The organism is Anoxybacillus sp. LAT27, assembly GCF_022030075.1.
Taxonomy (GTDB): domain Bacteria; phylum Bacillota; class Bacilli; order Bacillales; family Anoxybacillaceae; genus Anoxybacillus; species Anoxybacillus kestanbolensis.
In genome coordinates this window covers 110204-132664 of the sequence record NZ_JAIWYK010000421.1, presented here as the reverse complement: position 1 = coordinate 132664, position 22461 = coordinate 110204, and the positions used below count along the sequence as shown (strand labels likewise).

The following is a 22461-nucleotide window of genomic DNA, read 5'->3' as shown; positions in this document are numbered from 1 at the left end:
CCGTTTTTTCACCAACACGACGTATGTATATTGTTAGATGATAAGCGAAAAAACAGGTTATAATGGAAAAGGGGTCAATATTTTATAAAGAAAGGACGGGTGAAAAATGGGCTATTATGATGATCATTATGAACATATTCGTCAAAAACAAAAAGGCAATCGTGGAGGCGCTTTTTTAGCAGGGGTAGTCGGGGCCATTTTAGGCGGTATGCTTGTCGTTGTCACTATCCCTTCACTAGTGAAATGGGATGTCTTGCCTTATGAGCTCGAACAAACGGAAGAAAAACAAGTGACTGTAACAGAGCAACCAAAAGTAGATAAAAGTGTAGCCGTCGATGTTGTGACTCAAGTAACAAAAGCGGTGAATAAAGTATCGGATGCTGTTGTTGGCATTGTCAATATTCAAGAGGCGAGCTTTTGGTCGGAAGGTGGAGAAGCGGGAACTGGTTCGGGAGTCATTTATAAAAAAGAAGGAAACAAAGCATATATTGTTACCAACCATCACGTCGTTGAAGGAGCAAGTCGTGTGGAAGTGAGCTTAAGCGACGGAACAAAAGTGCCAGCACGATTGCTTGGGAGCGATGTGTGGACGGACTTAGCTGTGTTAGAAATTGATGCGAAACATGTCACAAACGTAGCGGAGTTTGGTGACTCTGATGTCGTAAAAGTAGGGGAACCGGTCATTGCGGTCGGAAACCCACTTGGCTTGCAATTTGCAGGTTCTGTGACACAAGGAATTATTTCTGGCGTAAATCGTACAATCCCAATTGATATTGATCAAGACGGTATTCCGGATTGGCATGCAGAAGTACTACAAACAGACGCTGCCATTAACCCAGGAAACAGCGGGGGCGCACTCGTAAATATCGAAGGTCAAGTCATTGGAATCAACTCGATGAAAATTGCGCAAGAAGCTGTGGAAGGAATCGGATTATCGATACCGATTAACTATGCCAAACCAATTATTGCGGATTTAGAGAAGTTTGGACAAGTTCGTCGTCCGTATATGGGCGTAGAATTGCGTTCGTTAAGTGATATCCCAGCCTATCATTGGCAACAGACGCTTCATTTGCCAGTAAGCGTCAAAGAAGGAGTAGCGATCTTGCAAGTCGTACCGGGATCACCTGCTGCGCAAGCTGGATTGCGTGAATTTGATGTCATCGTTGCGTTAGATGATGAAAAAATCGCCGATGTGGTTGAATTAAGAAAGCATTTATATAATCGCAAACAAATTGGTGATACGATGAAAGTGACATTTTATCGCGATGGTAAAAAACAAACGGTGACATTAAAATTAGCGAAACAATCGTTGTAACGAAACGACAGGGGAGCCCTGTCGTTTCATTCATGAACAAGGAGTGATGCGACATGTGGAAATGTTGTGAACAACATGTTGAACTGGCAATTGATATGTATGTGGATGAAAAACAACAAGCACCAGAAATATCAACAACACCTGTGGATAAAAAAGAAGAATTATGCGATTTTTGTGAACAACGAGCTACATATATAGTAGGGAACTAATGTTTCTACACAATATGTGGATTTGTTTTGTGGATATGTGGATAAATATTGTGGATATCATGTTTGTAAAGTGGGGATCACTTGTGAATATATACATTATTGCTGTGGGTAAACTGAAAGAAAAATATTTAAAACAAGGGATTGAAGAATATACGAAACGATTATCAGCCTATGCGAAAGTCGACATCATTGAAGTAGCAGATGAAAAAGCGCCAGAACAGTTAAGCAAACAACAAATGGAGCTCGTCAAGAAGAAAGAAGGCGAGCGTATTCTAGCAAAAGTGACAGATGATATGCACGTGATTGCTTTAGCGATTGATGGAAAAATGATGTCATCTGAACAGTTTGCTCAAACGCTTGATCGGTTAGTGACATACGGAAAAAGCAAAATTGCTTTTATTATCGGTGGGTCACTCGGCTTAAGCGACGACGTCATGAAACGAGCAAACGAATCGCTCTCGTTTTCAAAAATGACATTTCCTCATCAACTCATGCGCCTCATTTTAACCGAGCAAATTTACCGCGCTTTTCGGATTAATCGTGGAGAACCGTATCATAAGTAAAATAAGCGGCTTATTTGGCCGCTTATTTTATCCCTTTCATAAAGCTTTCAATTTTTGGTGAGATGATGAAAAGAATGACGCTAAAGGCGATGGCGATTCCACCGATCGTTCCGAAATAAGCCATTTCTGTTTCTGGTGTATAAAACTTTACGATTTGCGCGTTAATTGCTTGGGCGGCTGCGCTTGATAAAAACCATAAGCTCATCGTTTGAGCTGAAAATGCCGCTGGAGCGAGCTTTGTCGTTGCCGATAAGCCGACCGGTGATAAACATAGCTCACCAAACACAACGATTAAGTAGCTTAGCACGAGCCAAAGAGGGCTCACTAATGAGTCGTTTCCACCGAGATAAGCTGGCAATAAAATGACGACAAATGATAACCCAGCAAACAATAAAGCTAAAGAAAATTTCTTTGGAATGGATGGTTGTTTATCTCCTAGCTTCACCCATAGCCAAGCGAAAATCGGCGCAAACGTAATAACAAACAACGGATTTAACGATTGGAACCAAGCTGGTGAAAGATCGATACCAGCAAAATGTAACTGCGTTCGTTTATCTGCATACGTTGCTAAAATAGTGGAACCTTGTTCTTGAATCGACCAAAACATCGCTGATGCGATGAATAACGGGATATAAGCAATAATGCGTGAACGTTCCACATCTGTCGTTTTCGGACTACGATACATCACGACGAAATAAATCGTTGGAATGACGATACCGAAAATGCCAACGAGTGAGACGAACAAATCGATCGTTAATACATTCATTGATGAGCCGATGAAAACGAGTAAAGCGATGATCGCTGCGCCAATTGCTCCCCATGTGAACACTTTTTTCTTTTCATCTGCAGATAATGGGTTTGGTACATGCGTTCCCGCAAGACCGAGATTTTTCTTTTTCGTTGCGACAAATACGAGAAGTCCGAAAAACATTCCGATCGCGGCAATCCCAAAACCGAGATGGAAATTATATTTCATGCCAACCGTTCCGACAACGAGCGGAGCTAAAAAGGCACCGAGGTTAATCCCCATGTAGAAAATGCTAAACCCCGCATCGCGACGGTGGTCCCCTTCAGCATATAAATCTCCAACGACGCTTGAAACATTTGGTTTAAGCAATCCTGTCCCAAGAACGATTAAAACCATCGAAACAAAAAACATTGTCACACTTCCCGGAACAGCTAAAGCAATGTGACCGAGCATAATTAAAATGCCCCCGTAAAACACAGCTTTTGCCGTTCCAAACAATCGGTCAGCAACCCATCCGCCAATGATTCCTGACATATAAACGAGAGAACCGTAAATCGACATAATTGCTAGAGCAGTCGTTTGATCCAGCCCTAAACCGCCCTTTGATACTTCATAATACATATAAAACACGAGAATGGCGCGCATGCCATAGTAGGAGAAGCGCTCCCAAAACTCCGTAAAAAATAATGTAAAAAGTCCTTTTGGGTGGCCGAAAAAGCCGCGTTGGGGAACGCTCTCGATCATTCTTTGTTTGTTTTGTGACATAACGAAACCCCTTCCATTTTTGAAAAATAATAATTTTTATTTTCTGTATTTTCTATATGAAGCCAATCCGTAGTAATAAAAAGGCTTCACAAATAATAATTTTAAAACAATATACAGATTAAGTAAATAAAAAATTTTCTAAAATAATATAAGAGGATAGCTTTTCGCCATCCTCTTATTTACGATGCATTTTAAACTGTAAAAATAATTCATTGTAATAGGCAAGCATGCTTTTGCCGAGGTTTTCATACACTTCCAGTTTATTGGCTAGTTGTTCGCTCGGATAAAAACGTTCATCTTCGACGATTTCTCTCGGCAAATATTCGAGTGCTTTTTTATTTGGTGTCGAGTAGCCAACGTATTCGGCATTTTGGGCGGCGTTTTTCGGATCAAGCATAAAGTTGATAAATTGATGGGCTCCTTCAATGTTTTTGGCCGTCTTTGGAATAACCATATTATCAAACCATAAGTTTGTTCCTTCTTTTGGGATGACATAATCGAGTCGCTCGTTTTCCCACATGATTTCTGCTGCATCGCCTGACCAAACGATACCGATCGCTGCTTCTTCGTTCGCAAGCAGCATTTTAATTTCGTCTCCGACGATCGCTTTGACGTTTGGCGTGAGGGCATCTAGTTTTTGCTTTGCTTGTTGTAAATGTGTTTTGTTCGTATCGTTGAGCGAGTAATGTAAACTATTTAACGCCATGCCGATAATTTCACGTGCGCCATCGACAAGCAAAATTTCATTTTTAAACGCAGGATCCCATAAATCGTTCCAACTCGTTATTTCCTTTCCGCCAAGTAGGGCACGGTTATAGACGATGCCGACCGTTCCCCAAAAGTAAGGAATGGAATATTGATTCCCTGGATCAAACGATAAGTTAAGAAAACGGTCATCAATATAGCGTAAGTTTGGGATTTTTGCATGATCGATCGGAAGCAACAATCCTTCTTCTTTCATTTTACTGATGGCATATTCTGAAGGAACTGCGACATCGAATGTCGCGCCGCCTTGGGAAATTTTCGTCATCATCGCTTCATTTGAATCAAACGTTTGATAAATGACTTTGAGGCCTGTTTCTTTTTCAAATTTTTTAATAAGCGCAGGATCAATATAGTCGCCCCAGTTATAAATCGTTAACGTGTTGTTTCCTCCGTACCCTTCAGACGATTCAATCATTTTTGTCACATAAAGCAAACTGAAAGCAATGAGCCAAACAAGCAAAAAAAGCGACAGTACTTTTTTCATTTTTTCCCCCCCTTTACGCTAGCACGTTGTGTCATTATGTAATACACAACGACGAGGAAAAGCGTAAATAAGAAAAGAAGGGTAGATAAAGCGTTAACGGATAATGAAATCCCTTGGCGTGCACGTGAATAAATTTCGACAGATAATGTTGAGAAACCATTTCCTGTTACGAAAAACGTAACCGCAAAATCATCGAGTGAATATGTGAGCGCCATGAAAAAGCCGGCGAAAATGCCCGGTGTCACGTACGGGAGAACGACTCTCGTCAATACGTTCCATTCATTTGCCCCTAAGTCGCGTGCTGCGTCAATTAATGTTGGGCTCATTTCTTGTAGCTTCGGTAATACCATTAACACGACAATCGGGATGCTGAAAGCAATGTGCGACAAAAGAACGGACGTAAATCCGAGTTGAATGCCAGCAATCGTAAACAAGATTAGAAACGATGCCCCAATAATAACGTCAGGGCTGACAATTAAGATGTTATTTAACGTAAGCAACGTTTGTTTCCAACGATGCTTCGCATAATAAATGGCGATGGCGCCAAATACGCCAATGATTGTCGCAAGCGATGATGACAATAAGGCGATAATGATCGTATGCAACACAATAATGAGCAAACGTGTGTCGTCAAACACTTCTTTATACCAATCAAGTGTAAACGATTCGAAATGATGCATCGTCCCGCCACTATTAAACGAATAGTAAATTAAATAAAAAATAGGCATGTATAATACGAAAAAGACAAATGCTAAATAGAGGCGAGAAATTTTCATTGTCTCACCCCCCATTTTTTATTTCCTGTGATCGCCATAATACTAGCCATAGCGATCATTAAAAAGACAGCGATTGTCGCACCCATTCCCCAGTTTTGCGTCACGAGAAAATGTTGCTCAACCGCGGTGCCGAGCGTAATGACGCGGTTTCCAGCGATCAGTCTCGTCAACATAAAGAGCGAAAGCGACGGAATGAATACCGCTTGACAGCCTGCTTTCACGCCATCAAGCGTAAGCGGAAAAATGACGCGACGGAATGTCGTCCATTCGCTTGCTCCTAAGTCGCGCGCTGCATCGATCAAAGAAGGGTTTAATTTTTCAAGCGCATTAAAAATCGGCAAAATCATAAACGGGATAAAAATATAAACAGATACAAAAACAAAACTAAAGTCCGTAAACAATAGTTGTTTCGTTCCAATTCCAATCGTTTCAAGCAGTGCATTGACAGCTCCGTACGTGCCGAACAGTCCGAGGAAAGCGTACGCTTTTAACAATAAATTGACCCATGTCGGCAAAATAATAAGCAACAACCATAACTGCTTATGCTTCGTTTTTGTCAACAAATATGCGGTTGGATAAGCAATAACAAGCGAGATTGCTGTAATGACAAAAGCATACCAAAACGAGTTTAGCGTCATTCGTAAGTAAACAGGTGTGAAAAAAGTTTCATAGTTAACGAGCGAGAAATGCCCTTCAATATCGAAAAACGAATAATAAACGATAAGAATGATCGGTGCAATAACAAACAATGCGATCCATAACCAGTACGGAACAGCATAAGCGTAGCGGCGCATATTATTCACCTCCACTCCGCTTCATGACATGAATGGCTTCTGGTTCAAAATGAAGACCGATTTCTTCCCCAATTTCTGCTTTTTTTGTCGAGTGGACGAGCCACTCGTTCCCATACGCATCATAACAACAAAGCTCATAATGCACGCCACGGAATAAAACAGAATCAACGCGCACACGCAATTTGCCACGCTCAACAGTTGTTAATTCTAAATCTTCGGGACGAATAACAATGTCGACGCGTTCGTTTTTCGCAAAACCGCGATCAACGCACGTAAATTGTTGATTGGCAAATTCCACGACAAAATCGTCCATCATCACCCCAGTAATAATATTTGATTCCCCAATAAAATCAGCAACGAAACGGTTGACAGGCTCATCATAAATATCTTTTGGTGTGCCACGTTGTTCAATCTTCCCTTTATTTAATACGAAAATTTCATCCGACATCGCAAGCGCTTCTTCTTGATCGTGAGTAACGAAAATAAACGTAATGCCAAGACTTCGTTGTAATTCACGCAATTCATATTGCATTTCTGTTCGAAGCTTTAAATCGAGCGCAGAAAGCGGTTCATCTAGTAGCAACACGTCCGGTTCGTTGACGATCGCGCGGGCGATGGCGACACGTTGTCGTTGTCCACCTGACATTTCATGAATCGCGCGCTGTTCGTAGCCTTCCAAGTTGACGAAACGGAGCGCCTCTTTCACTTTTCGTTCAATGTCTGCCTCCGGTATTTTTTTAATACGTAAGCCAAAAGCGACGTTTTCAAATACGTTTAAGTGAGGAAAAAGCGCATAATCTTGAAACACCGTATTCACTCGTCGTTTATTTGAAGGCACGTGATTTATCCGTTGGCCATGAAAATAAATATCGCCTTTTGTCGGCTCGATAAACCCAGCAATTAACCGGAGAATGGTCGTTTTTCCGCAGCCGGACGGACCGAGAAGCGTATAAAATTTCCCGCGCTCGATGTCAAAACTAACATCATCAAGCACAGGGAGATCATCATCGTATTGTTTTGTGACATGGTTAAAGCGAATGATGACGCGATCGTCCATTTTGTTTTTCCCACCTCATTTATCCATTTTTTAAGTCCATTATGAACGATCACTTTATATTCAGCAACATTTTATTGAAGCACACCGTAGCTAATAATTTCGACTGTTGGGTGAATGTTAATTTCCGCTTTCGCAAAAGCCTTTGACCAGCTTTTTTGCTTTTGAAATTGTTTGTATTCATAAGCGCGTGCATATAAGCCAAAACCGATCGGATCCACCTCATATGTTTGTAATTTTTTTACGACCGATTCGAGCTGTTTTTGTATTTCCTTTGCGAGCAATTTTTCGAGTTTTTTCTTTTCTTTTTTCATATCGATATACGTCGTCGATTCGGTCATAACAACATCTAAACGCATATGGACGTCAAAGTGAAATGCTCCGTTTCGAAACGATGGCTTATATGAAAAATCGCCATGTTCAATGGAAATGCTTATATATTCTTTTTGTTTTGTTAGCCATTTTATTGCAAGTGTTAAAAATGTGGAAGGTTTAATATTTTTTTGTAATATCGAAAAATAAGGACTTTCTGTTTGTGAAAGAGAGCCGACATATTTTCTCTGTTCGTTAAATAAAGCAATGCCTCCAGCTACTAAGTCGCCTTTATGCACTTTTAACATGGGTGCGAACGGGGTTTGGGCACGATCAAGCGCCAAGCGATGAAACAGAAGCATGTTAGCTTTTGTCGTTTGCTTGCTCCTATGGGCGGTTAAAATGACGTCACGAATCGCGACAGATAAACGTGGTTTATCTTTCAGGTGAATGTACATTAGTTTTTTTAACGGCCCATCGAAAACGATAAAATTTGCGGTTATTGAGTTTTTTGGATCACGATAAAATACATCTAAATAAGAAAACATGTCGTGTGTTTCCGCAAATGTTTTACTGACGATGACGTTCTGGACTTTTCCACCAACAATTTTTCCAGATGCAAAGGCGTTTGCCCTCGAACGTCCGTTGCGCGGTGTCACTCCTGATGTACGAATGACTTCGTAAATATTTTCGGATTCTTTATTAAATACGGGGCTAATCGAGTAAACGAGCAGCTTGCCGTTTTGACTCTCATCCAAACCAACAGTTAATGCGAGTGTAAGTTCGTCAAGTTGCGTTTTTGCGTTACATCCGACAATGAAAAAAAGACAAAGAAACATATATATCCATCTTTTCATTTCTTTTTTCCCCCTTGAAACCATTGCGTAACAGAAACGTAAATAAACAAAATAATAGGAAAAATGTAAGCTCCCCATAAGCCGTATCGCTCCCACCACGATCCCATCGTTTGAATATCAACAAAAGACGGATTGTATAAAAAAGATGTGAAAATGAATATACAAACGGCAATAAATAATACGAGCGTATGATCTTTTTTTCCGAGAAGCTGATTAATGCCGAAAACGGTCGTAAAAATGTACGGAATGCCTGTCGTTGACATAACAAACAAATAAAACGATAAAAAGATGACTTCAAACCGTTCAATAAACGAAAATTCAATTGTTTTGAGCAACGATAATGTCGGCCAAATAAGTGAAGAAATTTCATCGGGACTAAAGAAGATGAAACATGTGACTGTAATCAGCAAAAACGTAAAACCGGAAATGCTATTGGCGATTACCATTGCTTTTACGGCATGTTTTTTTTCTTTTAAAAACGGGTAAAACACGAACGCTAATTCAAAACCTAAAAAAGATAAAACTGTCGTTTTTACCGCTTGAAAAATTGGAGTCCATCCATCTTTCAAGACAGGGAGTATATGCAAAACCGTTCCTTTTTGTAGTGGGATTGCGATGAGAATAGGCATCCAAAGGGTTAAATAAAAGACAACTTCGGCATATCGCCCAAGCACGCGCACGCCATTTCGTGTAATGAGAAAACCAGGCAACATAAATAACATCATGACGAGATAGTTCGATGTGTTCGGCAAAATCCATACTTGCGTAATATGAATCGCAGTAAAGACGACAGTGACGGACGCCAATAAAGCGTAACCGACAAAAGCAAGATGGATAATTGTTCCGAGTATGCGCCCGAAATAGCGGCGAGAAAGATCGAAAATTGTATCTTGCGGATGCTTTTCCATCGTTTTGATAATGATCGTACTTGCGATAATCGAAATGACCCACCCGATGGCAATGGCGATCCATCCGTCTGTATTGGCAATATCGGCAAGTTGAGCGGGAAGCGATAAAATGCCGATACCGATTTGTGTGCCTGAAATGAGAAAAATATATTGCATTGTTGTAATTTCGTTAAATTGATATTTTTTCATATGCATCACTTACTTGCGGAATTTTTTTTGTCTCGTCAACTGTGTCGGACGAGCGGATAATGGGCGCGTGCGCATCATCCAAAGCGGAAAGCGTAAAATCGTATCTTTCCAATCGCGCAATCGCGCAGGTGCAAACGGGCTTCCTTCCGGTGTACCGAGCGACTCTAAAGAAATGAGATGACCGATAATAAGCATTAAACCGATCGCCATGCCGACTAACCCAAACAATGAGGCAATGATCATCATCGGAAAGCGTAATAAGCGAATTGACTCGGACATGTCTGGATTTGGAATAATGAACGATGCAATGGCTGTTAATGAGACGATGACGACCATAATGTTGCTGACGATACCGGCTTCAACGGCCGCCTGTCCGATGACAACTCCTCCAACGATGCCGACTGTTTGCCCGATTGGTGCAGGTAAACGTAAGCCCGCCTCGCGCAACATTTCAATCGCAAGTTCCATTAAGACTGCTTCTAAAAGCGGTGGAATCGGAACGCGTTCGCGCGATTCACCAATCGTTAACAACAAGTTGAGCGGAATAATTTCGTAATGAAACGAAAGTGTCGCAATGTATGCGGACGGTAAAAAAATCGCCATAAAAAAGGCAAGCAGTCGCAAAAGTCGTAAAAACGACGCAATCATCCAACGAGTGCTATAATCATCAACCGTCTGAAAAAACGTGATAAATGTCATCGGTCCAATCATGACGCTCGGTGAACGGTCAACGATGATTACGATACGTCCTTGCAGTAAATTGCTCACCGCTGCGTCGGGCCGCTCAGTTAATAAAAATTGTGGAAACGGTGAAAACGGATTATCTTCAATATGTTGCATCAGTTCTCCTGTATTGACGACTGTATCGACATCTATTTGTTCAATTCGATCTTTCAGTTCTTGTAATACCTCTGGGTGAGTCACGTCTTCCAAATACAATAATGCGACAGACGTATGTCCGCGTCTGCCGACGGTCGTTTCTTCAATTTTTAACTGTTGATGTGGCAAATAACGGCGAATAAGGGCAATATTTTTCTCGCACGTCTCGATAAATCCTTGGTGTGACCCTTTCAACGACGATTCAATTTGCGGTTCCGCAATGGCGCGTTGTGGCCACCCTTGCGTATCCAACAGCAATACATGGTCGTCCCCGTCCAGAAATAGTGCAGTCTCTCCTTGAAAGATTCGCTGAATGACATGTTCCCATTTTGTCGAGTAGGACTTAGCGCCGATGGGCAACTGAATATCAACAATCGTATTGATTTGTTTCGTTTCAAATAAAAGCGGGTCAATAATGTTATTGTTAATCGAATTTTTATCAACGAGCGTATTGAGATATACAAGTAACGCTCGCTTTTTTGGTTCCCCGATCAGTAAATGGCAATATACGAGATCAGGTGTTTTTGTAAAATAATCACGCAACGTTTGTTCATTCATATCAAGCGAATGCGTAAGCGTTTGTTGTATGCTGTTCATCATTCATCCCCTTTAAGCTGTCGAAGTGGTTCAGTTGCTGGCCCTTCTAGTACTTTTCCGCTGAAAGAGAAGCGTGAACCGTGACAAGGACAGTCCCATGACCGTTCACTATTGTTCCATTCGAGTTCACACCCCATATGTGTACATGTCGTATCGACGACATATAGTGTGCCTTGTTCGTCGCGGTATGCACCTGCCCGTTTTCCGTCTACATTGACTACAGATCCTTCTCCTGGCGATATGTCGCGAGGGGTACGAAGGGCGTATTCAAGCTTTCCGATTAAGAAGTGTTTCGCGACATCGATTCCTTCCGTCAGTAAGTGATTGAGTGATGGATCAGTGACAAAACGTGACGGGGCAAACAGTTGAGCGTAACGATTTTCTTTTTGTAACGCTAAATCGGCTAACAGATGAGCAGCAACTGTACTTGTCGTCATGCCCCATTTACGATATCCTGTCGCGACAAGTATGTGTGGAAGGCTTGTGCGAATCGGACCGATGTATGGGAGATTGTCTAGTGTGACAAGATCTTGCGCCGACCAGCGATATCGTACGTCCGACAATCCGAATATATGTTTTGAAAATGATTGTAACGCTTCATAGTGATGAATCATGTTGGTTCCTTGTCCGACTTTATGTGACTCGCCACCAATGAAAAGAAGAGGTTTTCCGTCTATCATCGTATATCGCAACGATCGCTTTGGTTCGTTGGCGCTTAAATACATGCCTTGCAATCGTTCGTGCGCTTCGACTGCAATGACATATGATCGCTCTGCATGCAGTCGTGCGAAGTAAAAAGCAGGATCAAAAAACGGAAAATGAGTACAAACGACAACCGTATCACACGTAACGGTTGCTCCATTTTTCGTTTGTACAACCGGTCTTGTCGCTGTCCCAATATGTTGTGCAACGGTTTGTTCATAAAAAGATGCCCCATGTTTGACAGCGAGTCCCACTAATGTTTTTAAATAATGGAGCGGATGGAATTGCGCTTGGTTGCGCATCATGATTGCACCTTGAACGGAAAAAGGAAGCGACAGTTGATCGACATATGCTCCGTCAATGCCGATCGTTTCATACGCTTTCCATTCCGCCTCAAGCTTATATAATTGCGTTTCTTCAGTCGTATATACGTATGCATCTTCTAGCGATAAATCGCAATGCATATCGTTTTCTTTTATTGTTTGCAAAATAAACTGTATTGCCTCGCTATTTGCTTCGTAATATTGACGAGCGCTATCCTCACCGAAGTGAGCAATCAGCTCATGATAAATAAGATCATGTTGGGCGGTTATTTTTGCCGTCGTATGCCCCGTTGTGCCGTGACATAGTCGATTTGCTTCGATGACGGCGACACGCACGCCTTGTTTAGCGAGCAAATAAGCGGTTGTAATACCTGTTATTCCTCCACCAATAATCGCTACATCCGTTTCAATCGGTTGCGTCAAAGATGGAAAAGACGGAAGCGTTGTTGTTTGTAGCCAATACGATTGAGACAACCTTGGTAAAGACATGTTTTTGTTCCTCCATACCCATGTTTTTCTTAATTTTCCCCAAATCGAAAAGTTTATGATGAACATTTGCAAAGATGATAAAATGGAAATAGACGAGTATCGAAACGTTTTAATAACATAACGTAAGAGGGAGAGTTAAAGTGAATAAAGATGCAAATATTCGTTTACAAGATAACGTCGTGTTAGAACATTATGGGCTTAATGAGCTGCATTTAGAATCTGTTCGCCATTATCGCGAACAATTTGCAAAAGTGAAACCAAACCACCCGTGGAACGGATTAGAAACAAAAGATTTTTTATATAAAATCGGCGCATGGGGAAAAATACGAGACACAAACAAAGAGGGACTCACACTCGCAGGACTTCTTATGTTTAGCGAAGAGCGAATGATTACAGAAGTTTTACCACAATACTTTTTAGAGTATCGTGAATATGGAGATGATGAGCTGCATTGGTCAAACCGTTTTACTTCACAGGACGGAACATGGTCGGGAAATATTTATGATTTTTATTTTAAAGTGATGCACGAGGTCAACGACGTATCACAAGTTGAAAAAGACGCTGTCCATGAAGCGTTAATGAATGCAATCGTCCATGCTGATTATAGCGGTGATGGAGGGATTATTGTTGAACGGCAGCGATCATGTATGCAAATGTCTAACCCTGGTTTGTTTGGTATTCCTTTAGAACAAGCAAATAGTGGTGGAGTCAGCTATTTGCGCAATCCAAATATGTTTAAAATGTTTATTTACATTCAGTTTTGTAAACGTGCTGGAGTCGGTTTAAAAACGATGGAGACAATTTACTCACAACAATTTGCTGTTGAGCAATATGATTTTCAAAAACGAACGGTTGTTACATTGCCTATTGTGTCCTTCCCAGAAAGACACGACTATATAAATGAGATCGAGGCATTGAGTGATTGGATGGACGATGCACCATTACCAGACTCCATAAATAAAGACAACAACTCCTATAATAACGACCAAAACTCCTTAAATAATGAGTTTGAGTCCGTAAATAACGACCCAAACTCCTTAAATATTGAAATAAACCCCGTAAATAAAGTGCTTGACTCCATAAATAAAAAGGATAGCTCCGTAAATAAAGATGATAACTCCGTAAACATCTCATTCAACTCCGTAAATAAATTGGATGAGGAAGAAGAAAGAAATGTCGATCAGGAGCTATGGAGTATTGCTGAAATTGCGCGTAAGAAAAAAAGACTTGCACCGGCTAAGATGGAAGAAGTCATTTTGGAGTTATGTGCCCGTCGACCATTAATGTTAAAACAGTTATCCCATTTACTAGATCGAACGCCAGACGGATTGCGCAATAATTATTTAGGAAAGCTATTAGCGGAAGGGAAAATGCGCTTAAAGTATCCAGATCAACCAAATCATCCAAAACAAGCATATATAACGAATAAGTAATATTCATGATTTGTTCAATATTTCACAATTTAAATTAGGGAAAAGAATGTTACAATGATGGTAACAAAAGAAAAGTTGAGGTGACAGCTGATGCTTATATGCGAATGGAGAAACTTTTCCACAGATGCGGAAACATATACATTGGAGCTATTCGAAGAAATGATTGGTGATGAATTTGAAGCAATGATGTTTGAAGATGATCAAGAAATTCCTTCTTATATATGGACAGTAAATTATGTCGTCATTGTTAAGCGGAATACACGCATGTACAACGATATTTCTTTTACAAAAATTCCACGCAATCCAGTATGTGAGTAACCGTCTTCTTCGTGAGAAGCGGTTCTCTTATACAATATACTTGCTCAATATTTCACAAAGTTGACACACACGAACCTTGTTACTTTCGTTATAATGATAATGTGAAAACAATCACATTTTTATTTTCAACTAACTTGTGAATATTTTCACAAGAACAATATAGGAGGGGCTTATATGGCTATCGATGAAAAAGTATTAGACCAAAAGAAAGAAGTTACGAAAATGATTGATACGCTTGTAGCCAATGCGCAAAAAGCGTTAAAAGCGTTTCGTGACTATGATCAAGAGACGATCGATCATATCGTCAAGCAAATGGCGTTAGCTGGGCTTGATAAACATATGTATTTAGCGAAGTTAGCGATCGAAGAAACAAAACGCGGTGTATATGAAGATAAAATCATTAAAAATATTTTTGCGACAGAATATATTTACCATAACATTAAATACGATAAAACAGTTGGCGTCATTCGCGAAAATGAACAAGAAGGTATTATTGAAATTGCTGAGCCTGTTGGCGTCATCGCTGGAGTTACACCAGTAACAAACCCGACATCAACAACGATGTTTAAAGCACTGATTTCAATTAAAACGCGCAACCCAATCATTTTTGCGTTCCACCCATCTGCGCAAAAATGTAGCAGTGAAGCAGCACGTATTTTGCGCGATGCAGCCATTGCAGCTGGCGCTCCAGAACATTGTATTCAATGGATCGAAACCCCTTCTGTCGAAGCGACTCAACAATTGATGCACCATCCTGGTGTTTCGCTTATTCTTGCGACAGGTGGAGCAGGCATGGTGAAAGCGGCATATAGCTCAGGAAAACCAGCGTTAGGGGTCGGACCTGGTAACGTACCTTGTTATATTGAAAAAACAGCAAACATTAAACGTGCGGTGAACGATCTCATTTTGTCCAAAACGTTTGATAACGGGATGATTTGTGCATCGGAGCAAGCGGTCATTATTGATAAAGAGATTTATGATGCGGTGAAAAACGAAATGATCGCAAACAAGTGCTATTTCTTAAATGAAGAAGAAAAGAAAAAAGTTGAAAAGCTTGTCATCAATGAAAATACGTGTGCAGTCAATCCGAATATCGTCGGTAAACCAGCGTATGAAATCGCAAAAATGGCAGGCATCGATGTACCAGTTGATACAAAAATTCTCGTAGCCGAGTTAAAAAGCGTCGGTCCTCAAGAACCGCTTTCTCGTGAGAAGCTAAGTCCGGTATTGGCTTGTTATAAGGTGAATAGCACAGAAGAAGGATTAAAACGAGCAGAAGAAATGCTTGAATTCGGTGGACTTGGCCACTCGGCTGTCATTCATTCAGAAAATCAAGAAGTCATTCTTGAATTCGGTAAGCGAATGAAAGCAGGACGAATCATTTCGAACGCGCCATCTTCACAAGGAGCGATCGGGGACATTTATAACGCATACATTCCGTCGTTGACGCTCGGTTGCGGTACGTTTGGAGGCAACTCCGTTTCGACAAACGTTGGTGCGACACATTTAATTAACATTAAAAAATTAGCGAGAAGGAATGTAAACATGCAGTGGTTTAAAGTTCCACCAAAAATTTATTTTGAAAAACATGCGACACAATATTTAGCGAAAATGCCAAACATCTCACGTGCCTTTATCGTTACAGACCCAGGTATGGTGAAGCTCGGCTATGTCGATAAAGTGTTATACTATTTGCGTAAACGTCCAGATTATGTGCATTGCGAAATTTTCTCAGAAGTGGAGCCAGATCCATCGATTGAAACAGTGATGAAAGGTGCCGACATGATGCATGCGTTCCAACCAGACGTCATCATCGCCCTCGGCGGTGGTTCGGCGATGGACGCGGCGAAAGCGATGTGGTTGTTCTATGAACATCCGAATACAGACTTTAACGGTTTAAAACAAAAGTTTTTAGATATTCGTAAACGTGTCTTTAAATATCCAAAGCTCGGTCAAAAAGCGCAATTTGTCGCGATTCCAACAACATCTGGTACAGGTTCAGAAGTGACATCGTTTGCGGTCATTACAGATAAGAGAAATAACGTCAAATATCCGCTTGCTGACTACGAGTTAACACCAGATGTCGCCATCGTTGACCCACAATTCGTCATGACGATGCCAAAACATATTACAGCGGATACAGGTATGGACGTATTAACACATGCGATTGAAGCATACGTATCGAACATGGCAAACGACTATACAGACGGATTAGCATTAAAAGCGATTCAACTCGTCTTTGAATACTTGCCACGCGCATATAAAAACGGCAACGATGAAGTAGCGCGTGAAAAAATGCATAACGCATCAACGATCGCTGGTATGGCATTTGCGAACGCATTTTTAGGCATTAACCATAGTTTAGCGCATAAACTTGGGGCAGAATTCCATATCCCACACGGACGTGCGAACACAATTTTAATGCCGCATGTCATTCGTTACAATGCGCAAAAACCGAAGAAGTTTACAGCGTTTCCGAAGTATGAACATTTCGTCGCTGACCAACGTTACGCTCAAATTGCCCGTTTGCTCGGTTTACCGGCGAGAACGACAGAAGAAGGAGTAGAAAGCCTCGTTCAAGCAATCATTAAGCTCGCCAAAGAACTTGACATGCCATTAAGCATTGCGGCAACAGGCGTCAGCAAAGAAGCATTTGAAAGCAAAGTCGATCAACTCGCTGAACTAGCTTTTGAAGATCAATGTACAACAGCTAATCCGAAATTACCGTTAGTCAGCGATCTTGCCGACATTTATCGCCAAGCGTATAAGGGGGTTTAAGAGGATAAGGGACGTCCGATGAAGGATGTCCCTTCTTTTTGTTTATGGTACACTAATAGAGGAAAGTGAGGGACGGATCATGAAACAAGCAAAGACGAATGCTGTGCGCATGCTCGATCGTGCACGTGTACCATATGAACTGTTTACTTACGATTATACGGATGGACAAATTGATGGAATATCGGTTGCGAAAAAAATTGGGCAACGTGAAGAACTAGTGTATAAAACGCTTGTCACAAAAGGGGCAAGCGGTCAACTTTACGTATTCGTCATCCCTGTCGCAGCGGAGTTGGATTTGAAGAAAGCGGCGACCGTTGTCGGTGAAAAAAGCGTGCATATGTTGCCTGTGGCAGACATCGAAAAAATGACAGGGTATGTGCGTGGCGGTTGCTCGCCCATTGGGATGAAAAAACTATATGCGACATATGTCGACGAATCGGCGCTTTTGCACGAGCAAATCATTGTGAGCGCAGGGAAAATCGGCATGCAAATGAAACTTTTTGTTCAAGATTTATTAAAGTTAACCAATGGGAAAACTGCGCATATTATCAAAGCGTAGGAGGGTTGTCTCGCATGCGAATGACAAAAGGGGAAGAACTACACATCGAAGAAGGACTGTTGACGGACGACAATCGCTTGCTTTGGGAAATGATTTTGCCAAGTCGCTTAAAGCGCATGTACGATGTGCTAAGCGAACGAACAAGATATATCACCATTTTGACGGAAGCGGTTGATGACCCGCACAATCAAGCCGCGGTGTTACGTTCAGCCGAGGCGTTCGGCATTCAAGACGTTCATGTCGTCACCGGAGCGGCTCCATTTGAACCGAATAAATGGGTGACGCGACATGCGGACAAGTGGCTCAATGTGCATAAACATTCATCGATTGAACAGGCCATTCGCCACCTCCAACAAAACGGCTATCAAGTATATGCAAGCTATTTAGGGGAAGGAACGATTCCGCTTGAACAAATTGACGTGTCAAAACCGACGGTGCTTTTGTTCGGAAATGAGCATCGCGGAGTATCTGAAGAGGCGCTTGCTTTAGCGGACGGGAAGTTCGTTATTCCGATGAATGGCTTTGTACAAAGTTTTAATATTTCTGTCGCGGCAGCGATTTCCCTTTATGAAATCACGAAGCGAGCAAAACAAGTGGCAGGGGAGCGTTATCATTTGTCGCTTGCGGAAAAGAAGGAAATATATGAACATTGGATGAAGCTTTCGCTTAGCCCACGGCTAAGAAAAATGGTGGAAAGTCAAATGGGAGGACGCAATGATTGAAGCGGTGATTTTTGATTTAGATGGCGTCATTGCAGATACGGTTGAGCTATATTATATCGCGACAAAACGTGTCGCCGATGAAATTGGGGTACCGTTTGATCGACAGCTCAATCAAAAGCTACAAGGCATGAGCAGACAGGCGATGGTCGAGGCGCTTCTCGGTGAAACAGTACATGAATGGACAGAAGAAGAAAAACGAGCTCTTGGCGACCGCCGTGGCCAATATTATCGTGAGTTGATCGAGCAATTGTCACCAAACGACGTGTTGCCGGGGATGTTGGCGCTTCTTTGCGACATTCAGCGCGACGGTGTCCCGATGGCGCTCGCATCGTCAAGCTCAAATGCACGTACGGTTGTCGAACGGCTTGGCGTACGTTCTTTTTTTGACGTCATTGTCGATGTGAAAACAATTACGCGCATGAAGCCAGATCCAGAAATTTTTTTAACAGCTGCGAAAGAGCTTCATGTCGATCCGTCTTGTTGTATTGCCATTGAGGACGGAGAGGCAGGCATGAAAGCAATTAAGCAAACAAATATGTTTTCCGTCGGTATCGGATCCCATTTAGCTCCGCTGTCGCCTGATTGGCTCGTTCAGCGGACAACACAATTGACGTGGGGCGAGTTAAAACAACGGTTTATGCAAAGAGCTGGTCAATGACGACCAGCTTATTTTGCGCCTAATATTTGTTTTGCTTTTTCAACACTTTCTTCAGATGGTGTCGGGATGCCTTCAAGCGGATACGTCAGTCCAAGTGCTTTCCATTTGTAAACGCCGAGTTGATGATACGGAAGCACCTCAATTTTTTCGACGTTGCGCAACGTACGAATGAAGTCAGCTAAGCGATGCAAATCTTCTTCATCGTCTGTGATGGTTGGAACGAGCACATGGCGAATCCAGACGGGTACGTTCCGTTCTGATAATAGACGTGCAAAAGCTAAAATATGTTCGTTCGTTTTTCCTGTTAGTTTTCGATGTTTTTTTTCGTCGATATGTTTTAAATCTAGCAAAATTAAATCCGTATATTGAAGCAATTTATCAAGCTTTTGTTGGAACGATGCCTCTGTCGTATAACATCCGCCAGACGAATCAATCGTTGTATGAATGCCAAGCTGTTTACAGCGACGGAATAGTTCCGTTAAAAAGTCGATTTGTAAAAGCGGTTCGCCACCGCTCACCGTTATTCCACCACCGGATGCCTGCATAAAAGGCAAGTATGTTTGGGCATCGGCGATGATTTCATCAACAGACATTTGTCTTCCTTTGCCAATTTCCCACGTATCTGCATTGTGACAATATTGACAGCGCAACAAACAGCCTTGGGTGAAAATGACGTAACGAATACCAGGACCGTCAACTGTTCCGCACGATTCGACTGAATGAATAAATCCGTTCATGATGTTTTCCTCCTAGGTAGAAAGCTCCCACGCATCGTGGGAGCTTCCGTTACATTGTTTCATGGAACGTCCGATTAATGACGTCAATTTGTTGTTCACGTGTTAATTTAATAAAGTTGACCGCATAACCTGATACGCGAATCGTTAGTTGCGGATATTTTTCAGGATGTTCCATGGCGTCGAGCAACGTTTCGCGGTTAAAGACGTTGACGTTCAAGTGATGACCGCGTTTTAGTGCATAACCATCTAAAATGGCGACAAGGTTTTGAATGCGTGTCGCGTCATCTTTACCGAGCGCTTTTGGCACGATTGAGAACGTATTTGAAATGCCGTCCAATGCATATTCATACGGTAATTTTGCGACAGAGCTTAATGACGCAAGCGCTCCTTTTGTGTCGCGACCGTGCAACGGGTTAGCGCCCGGTGCGAACGGTTCGCCAGCGCGACGACCATCTGGTGTATTTCCTGTCTTTTTACCGTATACGACGTTTGATGTGATCGTTAAGATGGATGTCGTATGTTTCGAGTCGCGGTACGTTTTATGTTTGCGCAATTTTGTCATAAAGCGTTCAACAATATCGACCGCAATCGCATCAACGCGATCGTCGTTGTTTCCGTATTTCGGGAAGTCGCCTTCGATTTCAAAGTCGACAGCTAATCCGTTTTCATCGCGAATTGTTTTTACTTTTGCATATTTAATTGCACTTAATGAGTCAGCGACGACGGACAATCCGGCGATACCGGTTGCCATCGTACGTAAAATGTGCGTATCGTGAAGCGCCATTTCGATGCGTTCATAACAATATTTATCATGCATGTAATGGATGACGTTTAATGTATTAATATACAATTCTGCTAGCCATTCCATGACGTTGTCAAATTTGCGCATTACTTCTTCGTAGTCTAAGTATTCAGATGTGATTGGCGCAAATTCTGGACCGATTTGCACTTTTAGTTTTTCGTCAACGCCGCCGTTAATCGCATATAATAGTGCTTTCGCAAGGTTTGCGCGCGCGCCAAAAAATTGCATTTGTTTACCGATGCGCATCGCGGAGACGCAGCATGCGATACCGTAGTCATCTCCAAACTCCGGACGCATTAAATCGTCATTTTCATATTGAATGGAGCTTGTTTGAATCGACATTTTCGCGCAATATTTCTTAAACGCTTCTGGCAATTGTGTTGACCAAAGAACTGTTAAGTTTGGTTCTGGTGCTGGACCTAAGTTATCAAGCGTATGCAAGAAGCGGAATGAGTTTTTCGTCACAAGTGGACGCCCGTCAATCGCGACACCGCCAATTGACTCTGTGACCCACGTTGGATCGCCGCTAAATAATTCATTGTATTCTGGTGTTCTCGCGAATTTCACAAGGCGCAATTTCATGACGAAATGGTCAACAAGTTCTTGTGCTTCGCGTTCTGTTAATGTGCCTTCTTGTAAGTCGCGTTCGATATAAATATCTAAAAATGTTGAGACGCGACCTAAGCTCATTGCCGCACCGTTTTGTTCTTTAATCGCCGCAAGATAAGCGAAATATAACCATTGGAACGCTTCGTGTGCGTTGCGTGCTGGTTTGGAAATATCGTAGCCGTAGCTTGCCGCCATTTCTTTTAGCTCTTGAAGGGCACGAATTTGTTCCGCTAGCTCTTCGCGAAGACGAATGATATCTTCGCTCATTGTACGCGCGCCTGTGTTGCGTAAATCTTTTTTCTTTTCTTCAATTAAGCGATCGACACCGTATAACGCGACGCGGCGGTAGTCACCGATAATGCGACCGCGTCCATAGGCGTCAGGAAGCCCTGTAATGATGCCTGCTTTGCGCGCCGCTTTCATTTCGTCCGTATACACGTCAAATACGCCTTGGTTATGCGTTTTCCGATATTGTGTGAAAATTTTCTTTACTTCGTCGCTCACCTGGTAACCGTATGCTTCGCATGCTTGTTCAGCCATACGAATGCCACCAAATGGCATAAGTGCCCGTTTAAACGGTTCGTCTGTTTGAAAACCGACTACTTTCTCAAGTTCTTTATTTAAATAACCGGGACCATGTGACGTAATCGTTGATACAATTTCCGTATCCATGTTGAGAACGCCGCCTTTTTCGCGTTCTAGTTTGGAAAGTTTCATCACTTGTTCCCAAAGCTTTTTCGTCGCTTCCGTTGGACCTTCTAGAAACGATTCATCCCCTGTGTAAACGGTTACGTTATTTAAAATAAAATCGCGAACGTCAATTTCTTTTTTCCACTTATCGCCTTTGAACGTTCTCCAAGCGTCCATTAAAGCTTCGTTCACAGTAAGTAGCGCCATCATAATCTCCTCCCAATCGTCAGAATAAAAGTACCCCCTACATAAAGAATACTACTTTTTGACATGAGAAAGAGAATAAAGGATTGACGAATTTGTGAAAAGTTGATCAAAAACATTTTTTAAAATAAAGATTTTTCCAAAAATTATTTTTATAAAATTTGTTGCATAAAAAATAAAAAGCTGATAATATGTGAAACATAGAAAGCATAACATGTTCAT

General features: G+C 41.8%; 20 protein-coding genes. 9 read left to right on the top strand and 11 right to left on the bottom strand.

All coding sequences use genetic code 11. The annotated features are described in order from the left end of the window. The first annotated feature begins 106 nt into the window (after positions 1-106). From LD028_RS10745 to rlmH, 3 genes are all read left to right on the top strand, one after another. Positions 107-1315, top strand: a complete 1209-nt coding sequence (locus LD028_RS10745) for a S1C family serine protease (protein WP_237811816.1) — start codon at positions 107-109, stop codon at positions 1313-1315. Between the two features lie 53 nt (positions 1316-1368). Continuing rightward, the gene (locus tag LD028_RS10740) at positions 1369-1524 is read left to right on the top strand and encodes a CxxH/CxxC protein (RefSeq protein WP_006321100.1); all 156 of its coding nucleotides are present in this window, start codon (positions 1369-1371) and stop codon (positions 1522-1524) included. Between the two features lie 83 nt (positions 1525-1607). After that, positions 1608-2087: a 23S rRNA (pseudouridine(1915)-N(3))-methyltransferase RlmH gene (rlmH, locus tag LD028_RS10735; protein WP_237811815.1), complete on the top strand. Its 480-nt coding sequence runs from the start codon at positions 1608-1610 to the stop codon at positions 2085-2087. A gap of 22 nt (positions 2088-2109) precedes the next feature. On the opposite strand, the gene LD028_RS10730 is transcribed toward rlmH, so the two are convergent. The 9 genes from LD028_RS10730 to LD028_RS10690 all read right to left on the bottom strand — a co-directional run bounded on the left by LD028_RS10730 (position 2110) and on the right by LD028_RS10690 (position 12729). Continuing rightward, positions 2110-3600 (bottom strand): peptide MFS transporter, encoded by a 1491-nt coding sequence (locus LD028_RS10730; RefSeq protein WP_237811814.1) that lies wholly within the window; start codon positions 3598-3600, stop codon positions 2110-2112. Positions 3601-3775: 175 nt separating this feature from the next. Continuing rightward, a complete protein-coding gene (locus LD028_RS10725) occupies positions 3776-4849 on the bottom strand; it encodes an ABC transporter substrate-binding protein (protein ID WP_237811813.1) in 1074 nt (357 codons plus the stop codon). Next, positions 4846-5625 carry an ABC transporter permease gene (locus LD028_RS10720; protein ID WP_237811812.1) on the bottom strand — a complete coding sequence of 260 codons (780 nt, stop codon included), beginning with the start codon at positions 5623-5625 and terminating at the stop codon, positions 4846-4848. Before LD028_RS10720 ends, LD028_RS10725 begins: the two co-directional genes overlap by 4 nt. Then, positions 5622-6419 (bottom strand): ABC transporter permease, encoded by a 798-nt coding sequence (locus LD028_RS10715; protein ID WP_237811811.1) that lies wholly within the window; start codon positions 6417-6419, stop codon positions 5622-5624. The genes LD028_RS10720 and LD028_RS10715 overlap by 4 nt, the downstream gene beginning before the upstream one ends. A 1-nt stretch (position 6420) precedes the next feature. Continuing rightward, positions 6421-7476, bottom strand: coding sequence for an ABC transporter ATP-binding protein (locus tag LD028_RS10710; RefSeq protein ID WP_237811810.1), 1056 nt, complete (start codon positions 7474-7476; stop codon positions 6421-6423). Positions 7477-7547: 71 nt separating this feature from the next. Beyond that, positions 7548-8642, bottom strand: a complete 1095-nt coding sequence (locus LD028_RS10705; protein ID WP_237811809.1) for a Ger(x)C family spore germination protein — start codon at positions 8640-8642, stop codon at positions 7548-7550. Next, complete coding sequence (locus tag LD028_RS10700; RefSeq protein WP_237811808.1) at positions 8639-9739, bottom strand: GerAB/ArcD/ProY family transporter; 1101 nt, start codon at positions 9737-9739, stop codon at positions 8639-8641. The genes LD028_RS10705 and LD028_RS10700 overlap by 4 nt, the downstream gene beginning before the upstream one ends. Positions 9740-9748: 9 nt before the next feature. Next, entirely contained in the window at positions 9749-11218 is a 1470-nt protein-coding gene (locus LD028_RS10695; RefSeq protein WP_006321090.1) for a spore germination protein, read from the bottom strand. Next, positions 11215-12729 (bottom strand): FAD-dependent oxidoreductase, encoded by a 1515-nt coding sequence (locus LD028_RS10690; RefSeq protein ID WP_237811807.1) that lies wholly within the window; start codon positions 12727-12729, stop codon positions 11215-11217. The genes LD028_RS10695 and LD028_RS10690 overlap by 4 nt, the downstream gene beginning before the upstream one ends. A gap of 140 nt (positions 12730-12869) precedes the next feature. On the opposite strand from LD028_RS10690, the gene LD028_RS10685 reads away from it, so the two are divergent. The 6 genes from LD028_RS10685 (at position 12870) to pgmB (ending at position 19197) form a co-directional block, all read left to right on the top strand. After that, positions 12870-14162, top strand: a complete 1293-nt coding sequence (locus LD028_RS10685; protein WP_237811806.1) for a transcriptional regulator — start codon at positions 12870-12872, stop codon at positions 14160-14162. A 90-nt stretch (positions 14163-14252) separates the two neighbouring features. Then, positions 14253-14480 carry a hypothetical protein gene (locus LD028_RS10680; RefSeq protein WP_006321087.1) on the top strand — a complete coding sequence of 76 codons (228 nt, stop codon included), beginning with the start codon at positions 14253-14255 and terminating at the stop codon, positions 14478-14480. A gap of 174 nt (positions 14481-14654) precedes the next feature. Continuing rightward, positions 14655-17258 carry a bifunctional acetaldehyde-CoA/alcohol dehydrogenase gene (gene adhE, locus LD028_RS10675; RefSeq protein ID WP_237811805.1) on the top strand — a complete coding sequence of 868 codons (2604 nt, stop codon included), beginning with the start codon at positions 14655-14657 and terminating at the stop codon, positions 17256-17258. Between the two features lie 79 nt (positions 17259-17337). Beyond that, entirely contained in the window at positions 17338-17817 is a 480-nt protein-coding gene (gene ybaK, locus LD028_RS10670) for a Cys-tRNA(Pro) deacylase (protein ID WP_237811804.1), read from the top strand. Positions 17818-17831: 14 nt separating this feature from the next. Beyond that, positions 17832-18539 (top strand): TrmH family RNA methyltransferase, encoded by a 708-nt coding sequence (locus tag LD028_RS10665; protein WP_006321080.1) that lies wholly within the window; start codon positions 17832-17834, stop codon positions 18537-18539. Beyond that, positions 18532-19197: a beta-phosphoglucomutase gene (gene pgmB, locus LD028_RS10660; protein ID WP_237811803.1), complete on the top strand. Its 666-nt coding sequence runs from the start codon at positions 18532-18534 to the stop codon at positions 19195-19197. The genes LD028_RS10665 and pgmB overlap by 8 nt, the downstream gene beginning before the upstream one ends. Positions 19198-19205: 8 nt before the next feature. On the opposite strand, the gene pflA is transcribed toward pgmB, so the two are convergent. Together pflA and pflB are read right to left on the bottom strand one after the other, a co-directional pair. Continuing rightward, a complete protein-coding gene (gene pflA, locus LD028_RS10655) occupies positions 19206-19937 on the bottom strand; it encodes a pyruvate formate-lyase-activating protein (RefSeq protein ID WP_237811828.1) in 732 nt (243 codons plus the stop codon). 46 nt (positions 19938-19983) lie between these two features. Beyond that, entirely contained in the window at positions 19984-22212 is a 2229-nt protein-coding gene (pflB, locus tag LD028_RS10650; RefSeq protein WP_370642789.1) for a formate C-acetyltransferase, read from the bottom strand. Positions 22213-22461 lie beyond the last annotated feature (249 nt).

Excerpts from the sequence above, each read along its gene's own strand:
- LD028_RS10745 (WP_237811816.1), top strand. The coding sequence starts at position 107 with ATGGGCTATTATGATGATCATTATGAACATATTCGTCAAAAACAAAAA.
- LD028_RS10740 (WP_006321100.1), top strand. The coding sequence starts at position 1,369 with ATGTGGAAATGTTGTGAACAACATGTTGAACTGGCAATTGATATGTAT.
- LD028_RS10730 (WP_237811814.1), bottom strand. The coding sequence starts at position 3,600 with ATGTCACAAAACAAACAAAGAATGATCGAGAGCGTTCCCCAACGCGGC.
- LD028_RS10725 (WP_237811813.1), bottom strand. The coding sequence starts at position 4,849 with ATGAAAAAAGTACTGTCGCTTTTTTTGCTTGTTTGGCTCATTGCTTTC.
- LD028_RS10720 (WP_237811812.1), bottom strand. The coding sequence starts at position 5,625 with ATGAAAATTTCTCGCCTCTATTTAGCATTTGTCTTTTTCGTATTATAC.
- LD028_RS10715 (WP_237811811.1), bottom strand. The coding sequence starts at position 6,419 with ATGCGCCGCTACGCTTATGCTGTTCCGTACTGGTTATGGATCGCATTG.
- LD028_RS10710 (WP_237811810.1), bottom strand. The coding sequence starts at position 7,476 with ATGGACGATCGCGTCATCATTCGCTTTAACCATGTCACAAAACAATAC.
- LD028_RS10705 (WP_237811809.1), bottom strand. The coding sequence starts at position 8,642 with ATGAAAAGATGGATATATATGTTTCTTTGTCTTTTTTTCATTGTCGGA.
- LD028_RS10700 (WP_237811808.1), bottom strand. The coding sequence starts at position 9,739 with ATGAAAAAATATCAATTTAACGAAATTACAACAATGCAATATATTTTT.
- LD028_RS10695 (WP_006321090.1), bottom strand. The coding sequence starts at position 11,218 with ATGATGAACAGCATACAACAAACGCTTACGCATTCGCTTGATATGAAT.
- LD028_RS10690 (WP_237811807.1), bottom strand. The coding sequence starts at position 12,729 with ATGTCTTTACCAAGGTTGTCTCAATCGTATTGGCTACAAACAACAACG.
- LD028_RS10680 (WP_006321087.1), top strand. The coding sequence starts at position 14,253 with ATGCTTATATGCGAATGGAGAAACTTTTCCACAGATGCGGAAACATAT.
- adhE (WP_237811805.1), top strand. The coding sequence starts at position 14,655 with ATGGCTATCGATGAAAAAGTATTAGACCAAAAGAAAGAAGTTACGAAA.
- ybaK (WP_237811804.1), top strand. The coding sequence starts at position 17,338 with ATGAAACAAGCAAAGACGAATGCTGTGCGCATGCTCGATCGTGCACGT.
- LD028_RS10665 (WP_006321080.1), top strand. The coding sequence starts at position 17,832 with ATGCGAATGACAAAAGGGGAAGAACTACACATCGAAGAAGGACTGTTG.
- pgmB (WP_237811803.1), top strand. The coding sequence starts at position 18,532 with ATGATTGAAGCGGTGATTTTTGATTTAGATGGCGTCATTGCAGATACG.
- pflB (WP_370642789.1), bottom strand. The coding sequence starts at position 22,212 with ATGGACGCTTGGAGAACGTTCAAAGGCGATAAGTGGAAAAAAGAAATT.